The organism is Kluyvera fluvialis (genome assembly GCF_059725275.1).
In genome coordinates this window covers 3450691-3462347 of record NZ_AP046142.1, presented here as the reverse complement: position 1 = coordinate 3462347, position 11657 = coordinate 3450691, and the positions used below count along the sequence as shown (strand labels likewise).

Annotated in this window: 10 protein-coding genes and 7 tRNA genes; 1 reads left to right on the top strand and 16 read right to left on the bottom strand. The window is 52.7% G+C overall.

The window, feature by feature from the left end; genetic code table 11:
* Positions 1-103 precede the first annotated feature (103 nt).
* The 9 genes from AC6I4B_RS16355 to miaB all read right to left on the bottom strand — a co-directional run bounded on the left by AC6I4B_RS16355 (position 104) and on the right by miaB (position 9306).
* A complete protein-coding gene (locus AC6I4B_RS16355) occupies positions 104-829 on the bottom strand; it encodes an amino acid ABC transporter ATP-binding protein (protein ID WP_497766574.1) in 726 nt (241 codons plus the stop codon).
* Positions 829-1503: a glutamate/aspartate ABC transporter permease GltK gene (gltK, locus tag AC6I4B_RS16350; protein WP_497766572.1), complete on the bottom strand. Its 675-nt coding sequence runs from the start codon at positions 1501-1503 to the stop codon at positions 829-831. The genes AC6I4B_RS16355 and gltK overlap by 1 nt, the downstream gene beginning before the upstream one ends.
* On the bottom strand, positions 1503-2243 hold the full coding sequence (locus AC6I4B_RS16345) for an amino acid ABC transporter permease (RefSeq protein WP_497766571.1): 741 nt from the start codon (positions 2241-2243) through the stop codon (positions 1503-1505). The genes gltK and AC6I4B_RS16345 overlap by 1 nt, the downstream gene beginning before the upstream one ends.
* Before the next feature lie 168 nt (positions 2244-2411).
* A complete protein-coding gene (locus tag AC6I4B_RS16340) occupies positions 2412-3335 on the bottom strand; it encodes an amino acid ABC transporter substrate-binding protein (RefSeq protein ID WP_497766569.1) in 924 nt (307 codons plus the stop codon).
* Positions 3336-3698: 363 nt separating this feature from the next.
* A complete protein-coding gene (lnt, locus tag AC6I4B_RS16335; protein ID WP_497766568.1) occupies positions 3699-5234 on the bottom strand; it encodes an apolipoprotein N-acyltransferase in 1536 nt (511 codons plus the stop codon).
* A gap of 5 nt (positions 5235-5239) precedes the next feature.
* Positions 5240-6118, bottom strand: a complete 879-nt coding sequence (gene corC / locus AC6I4B_RS16330) for a CNNM family magnesium/cobalt transport protein CorC (RefSeq protein ID WP_497772206.1) — start codon at positions 6116-6118, stop codon at positions 5240-5242.
* 98 nt (positions 6119-6216) lie between these two features.
* Positions 6217-6684 (bottom strand): rRNA maturation RNase YbeY, encoded by a 468-nt coding sequence (gene ybeY / locus AC6I4B_RS16325; RefSeq protein ID WP_497766566.1) that lies wholly within the window; start codon positions 6682-6684, stop codon positions 6217-6219.
* Positions 6681-7727, bottom strand: coding sequence for a PhoH family protein (locus AC6I4B_RS16320; protein ID WP_497766565.1), 1047 nt, complete (start codon positions 7725-7727; stop codon positions 6681-6683). Before AC6I4B_RS16320 ends, ybeY begins: the two co-directional genes overlap by 4 nt.
* Before the next feature lie 154 nt (positions 7728-7881).
* The gene (gene miaB / locus AC6I4B_RS16315; protein ID WP_497766564.1) at positions 7882-9306 is read right to left on the bottom strand and encodes a tRNA (N6-isopentenyl adenosine(37)-C2)-methylthiotransferase MiaB; all 1425 of its coding nucleotides are present in this window, start codon (positions 9304-9306) and stop codon (positions 7882-7884) included.
* A gap of 150 nt (positions 9307-9456) precedes the next feature.
* Here miaB and ubiF point away from each other — a divergent pair, with 150 nt between their 5' ends.
* The gene (gene ubiF, locus AC6I4B_RS16310; RefSeq protein ID WP_497772205.1) at positions 9457-10632 is read left to right on the top strand and encodes a 3-demethoxyubiquinol 3-hydroxylase; all 1176 of its coding nucleotides are present in this window, start codon (positions 9457-9459) and stop codon (positions 10630-10632) included.
* A 141-nt stretch (positions 10633-10773) separates the two neighbouring features.
* Here ubiF and AC6I4B_RS16305 read toward each other — a convergent pair.
* The 7 genes from AC6I4B_RS16305 to AC6I4B_RS16275 all read right to left on the bottom strand — a co-directional run bounded on the left by AC6I4B_RS16305 (position 10774) and on the right by AC6I4B_RS16275 (position 11475).
* Positions 10774-10848: transfer RNA gene (locus AC6I4B_RS16305), tRNA-Gln, on the bottom strand.
* Between the two features lie 36 nt (positions 10849-10884).
* Positions 10885-10959: transfer RNA gene (locus AC6I4B_RS16300), tRNA-Gln, on the bottom strand.
* Between the two features lie 44 nt (positions 10960-11003).
* Positions 11004-11080, bottom strand: a tRNA-Met gene (locus AC6I4B_RS16295).
* A 15-nt stretch (positions 11081-11095) separates the two neighbouring features.
* Positions 11096-11170, bottom strand: a tRNA-Gln gene (locus AC6I4B_RS16290).
* Between the two features lie 36 nt (positions 11171-11206).
* Positions 11207-11281: transfer RNA gene (locus tag AC6I4B_RS16285), tRNA-Gln, on the bottom strand.
* Positions 11282-11304: 23 nt separating this feature from the next.
* Positions 11305-11389, bottom strand: a tRNA-Leu gene (locus AC6I4B_RS16280).
* A 9-nt stretch (positions 11390-11398) separates the two neighbouring features.
* Positions 11399-11475 (bottom strand) — tRNA-Met (locus AC6I4B_RS16275).
* Positions 11476-11657: the final 182 nt, after the last annotated feature.

Genomic DNA, 11657 nt, shown 5'->3' with positions numbered 1-11657 from the left:
ACGTGATTTTGTGACAAGGGTACGGCGTACGGCTGGAATGAACGAGAATGAAAATTCTAAAGCGTGATACAGCGCGCACTCTGTTGAGTGCGCGCTGTGAGGATTAATGCAGAATTTTAGCGAGGAAGTCTTTGGCGCGGTCTGATTTCGGGTTGGCGAAGAAGGCCTCTTTTTCCGAGTCTTCAACAATTTTCCCTTCATCCATAAAGATAACGCGGTTCGCTACTTTGCGCGCAAAGCCCATTTCGTGAGTGACGACCATCATGGTCATCCCTTCGTGCGCCAGCTCAACCATGACGTCCAGCACTTCGTTGATCATCTCAGGATCGAGCGCGGAAGTGGGTTCGTCAAACAGCATCGCTACCGGATCCATACACAGTGCGCGCGCAATGGCCACACGCTGCTGCTGGCCACCAGAAAGCTGCGCCGGGAATTTATTGGCATGTGCCGAAAGCCCCACACGCTCCAGCAGCTTTAAGCCTTTGTCGCGTGATGCGGCTTTATCACGCTTCAACACTTTCACCTGTGCCAGCGTTAGATTGTCGATAATCGACAAATGCGGGAACAGTTCGAAGTGCTGAAACACCATACCGACGTGCGAGCGCAGCCTGGCGAGATCCGTTTTTTTGTCATTTACCTTAGTGCCGTTAACGAGGATCTCCCCTTGTTGCACCGGCTCCAGGCCGTTGACGGTTTTAATCAGTGTGGATTTACCCGAGCCAGATGGCCCGCATACCACCACTACTTCGCCTTTTTTCACTTCCGTGGAGCAGTCGGTCAGCACCTGAAAGTGACCATACCATTTAGAAACATTTTTCAGGGTAATCATTACACGGTCCTTTTCTTCAAGTAGCTAACCAGCAGCGAGGCGCTAAGGCTGATGATAAAATAGACAAAACCAGCAAACAGGACCATTTCGACCTGCGTACCATCACGTTCGCCAATTGTTGAGGCGGTGCGGAAAAAGTCGGCCAGACTCAGGACGTATACCAGAGAGGTATCCTGGAACAAGACAATGCCCTGGGTCAGCAGCAGTGGAACCATCGCGCGGAAGGCTTGCGGCAGGATTATCAGTTTCATCGACTGCCAGTGTGTCATCCCCAGTGCCAGTGCCGCGCTGGATTGACCACGAGAAATGCTCTGAATACCGGCGCGGATAATTTCCGAATAGTAGGCCGCTTCAAACATTGAAAATGCCACCATTGCGGAAATCAGGCGGATATCGCTCTTCGGCGATAACCCCAGCACGTTTTGCAGGAAGCCTGGCACAATCAGGTAGAACCACAGCAGCACCATCACCAGCGGAACGGAGCGGAAGACGTTGACGTAGGCTTTGGCAAACCAGGCGACCGGTTTGAATGCCGATAAACGCATTACCGCCAGCAATGTGCCCCACACAATCCCGATAACGATCGCGGTGACGGTAATTTTGAGGGTGATAACCAAACCTGACAGCAGGTAGGGCATCGACGGGGCAATAGAACTCCAGTCAAACTCGTACATTATTTACCCCCCAAATTGCCCGGCAGGCGGATTTTTCGTTCCACCAGCGCCATCACCAGCATGATCACGGCATTAATAAATACATAGGCGAGGGTGATAGCCGTAAAGGATTCCCAAGCGTGCGCGGAGTAGTCCAGCAGTTTACCTGCCTGTGCCGCCATATCGACCAGGCCAATGGTTGAGGCGATGGCTGAGTTTTTCACCAGGTTCATCATCTCAGAGGTCATTGGCGGCACGATAACGCGGTAAGCGTTCGGCAGCAGCACGTAGCGGTAGGTTTGCGGTAGCGTCAGCCCCATCGCCAGCGCGGCGTTTTTCTGCCCGCGCGGCAGTGACTGAATTGCCGCTCGCACCTGTTCGCACACGCGGGCAGCGGTGAACAGGCCCAGGCAAATCATCGATGAAAGGAAGAACTGAATATTTGGGTCCAGTTCAGACTTAAACCACATACCGAGGTTTTCCGGCAGCAGCTCTGGCACGACGAGATACCAGGTAAAGAACTGCACAATCAGCGGTACGTTACGAAACAGCTCAACGTAGCAAGTCCCGATAGCGGATAACCCACGGTTAGGTACGGTACGCAGAATGCCAAACAGCGAGCCGACGAAGAAGGCAATAATCCATGCGGTAATGGAGAGCGCGACGGTGACCTGGAAACCGCTCCAGAGCCAGCCAAGATAGGTGGTGTTGCCGAAAGGGGCCTGTTGTAAAAATATTCCCCAGTTCCAGTCTATTGACATAAATGGACTCCCGAAAAAAAAAGGGTAGCAGGATCCCTGCTACCCTCGAAGATTGTTGAACAGCGTTTTGCGGTATTCAGGCCAGGTGGGGAACGACCACCTGACTTATAGTCTGTCCGTGCTGAACACAATCGAGAGGGCAGATTATTCCGCCCCATATTTTTCTAATTAGTTAAGTGCTTTGTCGTTTGGTGTTTTGAACAAGGCTTTCATTTCATCTGACAGCTCAAAGTTCATGTTCAGGTTTTTCGGTGGAATTGGGTTTTTGAACCACTTATCAAACCATTTTGCCGCTTCGCCGGAAGTCTGCGCCTGTGCGATGGTGTCATCCATCAGCTTTTTAAACTCAGGATCGTTTTTACGCAGCATACAGCCGTAGGCTTCCTGGGACTGTGGCTTGCCGACAATCTCCCAGTTATCCGGTTTTTTAGCTTTTGCACGCTCACCTGCCAGCAGGGCGTCATCCATCATAAAGGCCACTGCGCGGCCGCTTTCCAGAGTACGGAAAGAGTCACCGTGATCTTTCGCGCTGATGATGCGCATATTCATTTTTTGCTCGTCGTTCAGCTTATGCAGCAGAATTTCAGAGGTTGTACCGGAGGTCACGACAACCGCTTTATCTTTTAAGTCTGGGAAGTCTTTAATATCACCACCTTTTTTCGCCAGCAGACGCGTGCCGACGACAAAAATGGTGTCAGAGAATGCGGCCTGTTTCTGGCGTTCAACGTTGTTAGTGGTGGAACCACATTCAAAATCGAAAGTGCCGTTTTGCAGCAGTGGGATACGGTTCTGAGAGGTGATAGGAATCAGCTTCACATCCAGTTTCGGGTTGTTGAGCTTTTTCTTTATCGCTTCAACGATGGCATTGGAGTAGTCCTGGGAGTAACCGACCACTTTTTGCTGGTTATCGTAATAGGAGAATGGCACGGAAGATTCGCGGTGACCGACGACGATAACGCCATTTTTGGCAATTTTTTCCAGGGTTTGCCCTGCTGGCGCGGCTTCTGTTGCCGGTTTGGCGTCTTCTGCATGAGCCAGACCCGCAGTCATTCCCATGACCAACATAGCCGTAGCCAGTTTACGTAATTGCATATCCCACTCCTTTATCTTCTGCATCGGCAAAGATGCAGTGATACCCATTGTGAATGTTGTGTTGTTATTGTCTGCAACTTTACCGCGCAGCGTTATGTGTGTTTGTTAGCATTTAGTTTGGCTTAATGTAAAGATTTTGCTGCGATATTGTTTATTTTTGCGAAGCGCGCCGCACCACTCTGAAGCAAGAATCACTGATTGCACAATTATGGTGCTACCGATGATTCGTTGTGGTGCAACTGGGTTGCGCTAATGCGTTGTTCGCAGTTGCCTGATTTTATAAAGCAATTGGTGTGCCAGATTGGCGATGAGGCTGGATGCTTCCCTCACCCCTAAAGGGGTGAGGGTGAGGGGGAAAAATTATCAACGGCGCTGACGCAAGCTCATCACCAGCGCCCCAAAGCCAAACAGCGCCGTAATCAGCCACAGTGGCCAGTTTCCGGTGCGGGCATAAGGCGTTAAGCCGGTGGTTGGCGTCACGTCAGTGGTTAAGACCTGGCGAGTAAACTGCGGGATCATCGCCTGAATTTCACCACGTGGGCCAATGACGGCGGTAATCCCGTTATTGGTGCTACGCAACAGTGGACGTGCCAGCTCCAGCGCCCGCATCCTGGCCATCTGGAAGTGCTGCCACGGGCCGATGGATTTACCAAACCAGGCATCGTTAGAGATAGTCAGCAGGAAGTTGGTGTCCGGGCGGAAGTTGTCACGCACCTGCTCGCCAAGAATAATCTCGTAGCAGATAGCCGCCGTCAGTTTCAGGTTATGTGCCTGGAGCTGTGGCTGAATATACGGCCCACGGCTAAATGATGACATCGGCAGGTCGAAGAACGGCGCGAGCGGGCGCAGAATCGCCTCCAGCGGGACAAACTCGCCAAACGGTACCAGATGGTTTTTGTTATAGCGGTTGCTTGACTCATAGCTATACGGGCTGTCTTTGCCCAGCGTGATGATGGTGTTGTAGGTGTCGTAGCGGTTCTGCTTATTGAGGCGCGAATCGACGATACCGGTAATCAGCGTGCTGTTTTTCGCCCGCAGTAAATCATCCATCATGCTGAGAAAACGCTGCTGATTGATTTCCAGATCGGGAATCGCCGACTCCGGCCAGATAATGAGCTGCGATTTACCCATCTCTTTCTCGGTGGCATCGAGATAAACTTTCAGCGTGTTCAGTAACTGATTTTCATCCCACTTCAGCGCCTGTGGAATGTCGCCCTGCACTAAGGAAACGCGCGTCGTTTTATCCGTCTGGAGCGAGTACCACTGAATGTAACGCAGCGGGAAAGGCAGGGCGAACAGCACGATAGCGACCACCAGTGGACGCCAGTTGCGGGTGGCTAACGCCAATACCAGCAGACCGCTAACGACCATCAGCAGGAAGTTAATTGCCTCGACGCCCATTACCGGCGCCAGCCCTTTCAGCGGGCCGTCAATCTGGCTATAGCCAAACTGTAGCCACGGGAAGCCCGTCAGCACCCAGCCGCGCAGGAACTCGGTCAACTGCCAGACGACCGGAGCGGCAATCGCCACGCGCAGCCAGGTGGTTTTAGGCCACAGGCGTGACAAAATTCCCGCGAACAAGCCGGTATACAGTGAGAGGTAGGCTGCCAGCAGCACCACTAAGAAGACGTTGACCGGGCCAGGCATACCGCCAAATTGCGCGATACTGACGTAGACCCAGTTAATACCGCTGCCAAACAGGCCACAACCCCAGGCATAACCAATTGCCGCTGCTTGCACCGGACGACGGTTTAGCGTCAATCCTTGCAGGCCCATCAGCGAGATAATCGCCGCCGGCCAGAAGTCATAAGGAGAAAAAGCCAGCGTTCCGCTGGCTCCGAGTAACAGCGCCAGCAGCAGACGAATGCGCTGGCGTTCAAGCAATGAGGCAAATGCCATGGAGATTATTCATCCACTTTCGGTTGAGGGGAATCGTCCGGGATTTTAACATGAACCTGAATAATACGACGGCTATCGGCCATTGCCACTTTGAACTGGTAACCATCGATGTCAATGGTTTCGCCACGTGCTGGCAGGTGGCCAAACGCCTGCATGACCAGGCCGCCGATGGTGTCCACTTCTTCATCGCTGAAGTGAGTGCTGAACGCGTCGTTGAAGTCCTCTATTGAGGCCAGAGCACGAACGGTCCAGGTGTGGCGGCTGAGCTGGCGGAAGTCGATATCATCTTCTTCGTCATACTCATCTTCAATTTCGCCGACGATAAGCTCAAGAATATCTTCGATGGTGACCAAACCGGAGACACCACCAAACTCATCAATCACGATGGCCATATGGTAACGCTGAGAGCGGAACTCCTTCAGCATACGGTCAACCCGCTTGCTTTCAGGGACAACAACTGCGGTGCGTAACACTTTATCCATGCTGAATGCTTCGGCATCGCTGCGCATAAACGGCAGCAAATCCTTAGCCATCAGAATCCCTTCAATGTGATCTTTGTCCTCGCTGATAACCGGGAAACGAGAGTGGGCGGACTCGATGATGACATCAAGACATTCGTCCAACGTTTGGTTGCGTTTCAGGGTAATCATCTGGGAGCGAGGGATCATGATGTCGCGGACGCGTTGGTCAGCGATATCCATTACCCCTTCGAGCATGTCGCGCGTATCTTCATCGATAAGCTCGTTCTGCCCGGAATCACGGATCAGCGCCAGGAGGTCGTCACGGTTTTTGGGTTCACCGTGAAAGAGCTGGCTGAGTAAGAGGGAGAAAAATCCCTTTTTGCTGTTTACTGTGTCACTACTGTGTGAATTGTCGTCGCTCATGGCGTCGTTTGGGTTCTCATGTTGATTGAACTGTCGCGCGTCACGCGGATATTCAGCGCTGGACGGCATGTAAAAGCGTCGGGCCGCAGCCCGACATCTTATTCTTTCTCGGAAATGTACGGATCCTCATAGCCCAGAGCAAGCATTATCTCTGTCTCGATGCCTTCCATTTCTTCTGCTTCTTCATCTTCGATATGGTCGTAGCCCAGCAAATGCAGGCTGCCGTGTACTACCATGTGCGCCCAGTGAGCATCCAGCGGCACTTCCTGCTCTTTGGCTTCTCGCTCAACCACCTGGCGGCAGATGATTAAATCGCCCAGCAACGGTAGCTCAATTCCCGGCGGTGCTTCAAACGGGAAAGAGAGCACGTTAGTGGATTTGTCCTTGCCACGGTAGGTGAGGTTCAGCTCGTGGCTTTCCGCTTCATCAACCAGGCGAACCGTGACTTCTGATTCTTCCTGAAATTGCGGGATAACGGCATCCAGCCATGTCTGAAACTGACTTTCGTCTGGCAGACCGGTGTTATCTTCACAGGCCAACTGGAGATCGAGGATCACCTGACTCATTTCTGCTCCTGCTCTTGAGCTTCGCGTTTACGCTCTGCTGCCAGCTCGGCTTTACGTTTTTGTTCGGCTTCTTCCCAGGCTTCATAAGCGTTAACGATGCGGGCAACCACAGGGTGGCGCACGACATCTTCGCTGTGGAAGAAGTTAAAGCTGATTTCATCGACATCTGCCAGCACTTCAATGGCGTGACGCAGGCCAGATTTGGTGCTGCGCGGCAGGTCAATCTGGGTGACGTCGCCGGTAATCACTGCTTTAGAGTTAAAGCCGATACGCGTCAGGAACATTTTCATCTGTTCGATGGTGGTGTTCTGGCTCTCATCGAGAATAATAAACGCATCGTTCAGCGTACGACCGCGCATGTAGGCCAGCGGAGCGACTTCAATCACGTTGCGCTCCATCAGCTTTTCGACTTTCTCAAAGCCAAGCATCTCGAACAGCGCGTCATACAGCGGGCGCAGATACGGGTCAACTTTTTGGCTCAGGTCACCCGGCAGGAAGCCCAGTTTTTCACCGGCTTCTACCGCCGGACGGGTCAGCAGAATACGGCGAATTTCCTGGCGCTCCAGGGCATCAACCGCTGCCGCAACCGCCAGATACGTTTTACCCGTACCCGCAGGGCCGACGCCAAAGGTGATGTCGTGGTCAAGAATATGGGCAATGTACTGCGCCTGGTTTGGCGTGCGCGGCTTAATGACCCCACGCTTGGTTTTGATATTGATAGCTTTGCCGTATTCCGGCACGCTCTCGGCGCTCTGTTCCAGCACTCGCGCTTCTTTAATCGCCAGATGAATCTGTTCTGGCTCAATATCTTGTGTCTGACCGCGCATCGGGGCGGTATCGACATACAGGCTACGCAGAATATCGGCAGCGGCGGTCACGCAAATCGCGCGTCCCGTCAGTTTGAAATGGTTATCGCGGCGGTTTATTTCGATGCCCAGTCGTCGCTCTAGCTGTTTGATATTGTCATCAAACGGGCCGCACAGGCTCAGCAGACGGGCATTGTCTGCCGGCTCCAGGGTAATTTCGCGAGTATCTATGTTCAAACTGTTCCTCTTATTTATGTATAGCCGGAAGACGAGCGTTCACCGGCCTGTAAAGGAATTATTCACGCCACAGTTAAAAGGCGCAAGCATTGCAATAAATATGGGGATGGCGAGAGGAAATACAAGGCCCGCCAGGACAGACGGGCCAGCACGATTAAGGCTGGTAAATCCCCACGCCCAAATCGTTTTCTTTACGGGTACGAGCAATAACGGACTCCGGCGATTCTACGACGCGCAGCCCCATTTCTTCCTCGGTACGTACAAGTTTACCGCGCAGTGAGTTGGTGTAGACGTCAACGATTTCAACATCGACAAATTTACCAATCATGTCTGGCGTGCCTTCGAAATTCACCACACGGTTATTCTCGGTACGGCCTGTCAGTTCCATAATGCTCTTACGCGAAGTGCCTTCGACCAGGATACGCTGAACAGTGCCCAACATCCGGCGGCTCCACGCCATCGCCTGTTGGTTGATGCGATCCTGGAGAATGTACAGGCGCTGTTTTTTCTCCTCTTCTGGTACATCGTCAACCATATCGGCGGCTGGCGTACCAGGACGTGCAGAGAACACAAAGCTATAGCTGACGTCGAAGTTAACCTCAGCAATCAGTTTCATGGTCTGTTCAAAGTCTTGCGTGGTTTCGCCAGGGAAGCCGACGATAAAGTCTGAGCTAATCTGAATATCCGGTCGCGCCGCGCGCAGTTTGCGGATAATCGATTTATATTCCAGCGCGGTGTGTGTGCGGCCCATCAGGTTTAATACACGGTCGGAACCGCTTTGAATCGGCAGATGCAGGAAGCTAACCAGCTCCGGCGTGTCGCGATACACCTCGATGATGTCGTCGGTAAATTCGATAGGATGGCTGGTGGTGAAGCGAACGCGGTCAATGCCGTCGATAGCCGCCACCAGACGCAGCAACTCTGCGAACGAACCGGTAGTGCCGTCGTAGTTCTCACCGCGCCAGGCGTTAACGTTCTGCCCCAGCAGGTTAACTTCACGCACGCCTTGAGCCGCTAACTGGGCGATTTCAAACAGGATGTCATCGCATGGGCGGCTCACTTCTTCACCGCGCGTATACGGTACTACGCAGTAAGTGCAGTATTTGTTGCAGCCTTCCATGATGGAGACAAACGCAGTTGGGCCGTCGGCGCGAGGTTCCGGCAAACGGTCAAATTTTTCGATTTCCGGGAAGCTGACGTCGATAACCGGCTTATGGTTACCGCGCACGGCGTTGATCATCTCCGGCAGACGGTGCAGTGTTTGTGGGCCAAAAATAATATCTACGTAGTGCGCGCGCTGACGGATGAGTTTGCCTTCCTGAGAAGCCACACAACCGCCGACACCAATAATCAGACCTGGTTTTTTTTCTTTGAGTAATTTCCAGCGGCCTAATTGGTGGAACACTTTTTCCTGCGCTTTCTCGCGAATTGAGCAGGTATTCAGCAGCAGGACATCCGCTTCTTCTGCCACGTCGGTCAGTTGATACCCATGTGTGGCATCCAGCAGATCGGCCATCTTGGATGAATCGTACTCGTTCATCTGACAGCCCCAGGTTTTAATGTGGAGTTTTTTTGTCATCGACTTGCTCTTGCTCAATTGTGAATCGCCAACATTGCAGGGCGCGTATTGTAATGCTTTGGCGCGGTTGTGACCAGCGTGACGGTTATTAGCCTAAAGTCCGAAAAAGTCCGGTAAACTGAGGGAATTCGGGTTTAAGGATAATAAATGATGACAATTCTACACACAGATGTTGCCGTCGTTGGCGGTGGAATGGTCGGCGGGGCGCTGGCATTAGCGCTGGCACAGAACGGCTTTATGGTCAGCGTGCTGGAAAAGGCCGCGCCGCCTGCGTTTGATGCGGCTTCTCAGCCGGATGTGCGGATTTCAGCTATTAGTGCTTCCTCCGTATCGCTGTTGCGAAGCCTTGGCGTTTGGGACGCGGTGCTGGCGATGCGCGCTCATCCCTGGCGCTGCCTGGAAACCTGGGAGTGGCAATCGGCGCACGTGGTGTTTGATGCCCAAGAGCTTAAGCTGCCGAATCTGGGTTATATGGTGGAGAATAACGTCCTGCAATTAGCGCTGTGGCAGGCGTTAGAGGCGCATCCGCAGGTGACGCTGCATCATGGCGCTTCACTTCACGCCATGCGGGTTGAAGGCGACCGCCATCGGTTAGGTTTGTCGGATGATGTGGAAATCGAGGCCCGTTTGGTGGTGGGCGCTGACGGTGCGCTCTCTCAGGTTCGTCAACTGGCGGGGATTGGCATTCATGGCTGGCAGTATCCACAGTCATGTATGTTGATTACGGTACAGTGCGAAAACGAACCTGGTGACAGCACCTGGCAACAATTTTCACCTACGGGGCCGCGCGCATTTTTACCGCTGTTCGATCATTGGGCGTCGCTGGTGTGGTACGACACGCCAGCGCGTATTCGCCAGCTACAGTCGCTACCGATGCCGCAGCTTCAGCGTGAAATCGCCACCCATTTCCCGCAGCGTTTAGGCCATGTGACCCCGGTTGCCGCTGGGGCATTTCCGCTAACCCGACGCCACGCCCAGCATTATATCCAGCCGGGTTTAGCGCTGGTGGGCGATGCGGCGCACACTATCCATCCGTTGGCGGGGCAGGGGGTAAACCTGGGTTATCGCGATGTGGATGCGCTGATCGATGTATTAGCCAACGCCCGTAGCTATGGTGAGGACTGGGCCAGTGAGCGAGTGCTCAAACGTTATCAAACCCGCCGCCGTAGCGACAATTTGCTGATGCAATCCGGCATGGATCTGTTCTATGCCGGTTTCAGTAACGATCTCAAACCGTTGAAGATTTTGCGAAATATTGGCTTGATGGCTGCGCAACGTGCTGGCGTGTTGAAACGTCAGGCGTTGAAATATGCTTTAGGGCTGTAGCGCGCGATGTGCCGGGTGGCGGCAATGTCTTACCCGGCCTACACATAGTTGCAGAATCGTAGGCCTGATAAGCATTGCGCCACTAGGCATTTTCTTAAACGACAAAAACAAAAAAGCCCGCCGAAGCGAGCTTTTTTAATTTGGCTGGGGTACGAGGATTCGAACCTCGGAATGCTGGTATCAGAAACCAGTGCCTTACCGCTTGGCGATACCCCAACGGGTGCATTCACACAGTGAACGACTTTTTGAAATTGGCTGGGGTACGAGGATTCGAACCTCGGAATGCTGGTATCAGAAACCAGAGCCTTACCGCTTGGCGATACCCCAACAATTCTTTTTAGTTTACCGAAATAATCGATAAATTTCTAATTTGGTGGCTACGACGGGATTCGAACCTGTGACCCCATCATTATGAGTGATGTGCTCTAACCAACTGAGCTACGTAGCCAGATTTTTTCTTCGATGGCTGGGGTACCTGGATTCGAACCAGGGAATGCCGGTATCAAAAACCGGTGCCTTACCGCTTGGCGATACCCCAATACCGTCGCGGATAACCGCAAATATCGAAGAAATATGGCTGGGGTACCTGGATTCGAACCAGGGAATGCCGGTATCAAAAACCGGTGCCTTACCGCTTGGCGATACCCCATCCGTGCAACGCTTACGGGTGAATGGTGCGGGAGGCGAGACTTGAACTCGCACACCTTGCGGCGCCAGAACCTAAATCTGGTGCGTCTACCAATTTCGCCACTCCCGCAAAAAAAGATGGTGGCTACGACGGGATTCGAACCTGTGACCCCATCATTATGAGTGATGTGCTCTAACCAACTGAGCTACGTAGCCATCTTTTTTTTCGCGCTACCTTATCGGCGTTGCGGGGCGCATTATGCTTATTGAGCCTAATACCGTCAACCCCTTTTTCAATGAAATTCACTGGAATGTGACTGTTTGGTTGGGTTGTGAACAGCATGGCGCATTATTCGGCAATTATTGGTTATTTAACGTTATAAAGGCCCATAAGTATA

What these genes read in the sequence shown, in the direction of transcription:
- AC6I4B_RS16355 (WP_497766574.1), bottom strand. Translation starts at nt 829, where the DNA reads ATGATTACCCTGAAAAATGTTTCTAAATGGTATGGTCACTTTCAGGTG.
- gltK (WP_497766572.1), bottom strand. Translation starts at nt 1,503, where the DNA reads ATGTACGAGTTTGACTGGAGTTCTATTGCCCCGTCGATGCCCTACCTG.
- AC6I4B_RS16345 (WP_497766571.1), bottom strand. Translation starts at nt 2,243, where the DNA reads ATGTCAATAGACTGGAACTGGGGAATATTTTTACAACAGGCCCCTTTC.
- AC6I4B_RS16340 (WP_497766569.1), bottom strand. Translation starts at nt 3,335, where the DNA reads ATGCAATTACGTAAACTGGCTACGGCTATGTTGGTCATGGGAATGACT.
- lnt (WP_497766568.1), bottom strand. Translation starts at nt 5,234, where the DNA reads ATGGCATTTGCCTCATTGCTTGAACGCCAGCGCATTCGTCTGCTGCTG.
- corC (WP_497772206.1), bottom strand. Translation starts at nt 6,118, where the DNA reads ATGAGCGACGACAATTCACACAGTAGTGACACAGTAAACAGCAAAAAG.
- ybeY (WP_497766566.1), bottom strand. Translation starts at nt 6,684, where the DNA reads ATGAGTCAGGTGATCCTCGATCTCCAGTTGGCCTGTGAAGATAACACC.
- miaB (WP_497766564.1), bottom strand. Translation starts at nt 9,306, where the DNA reads ATGACAAAAAAACTCCACATTAAAACCTGGGGCTGTCAGATGAACGAG.
- ubiF (WP_497772205.1), top strand. Translation starts at nt 9,457, where the DNA reads ATGACAATTCTACACACAGATGTTGCCGTCGTTGGCGGTGGAATGGTC.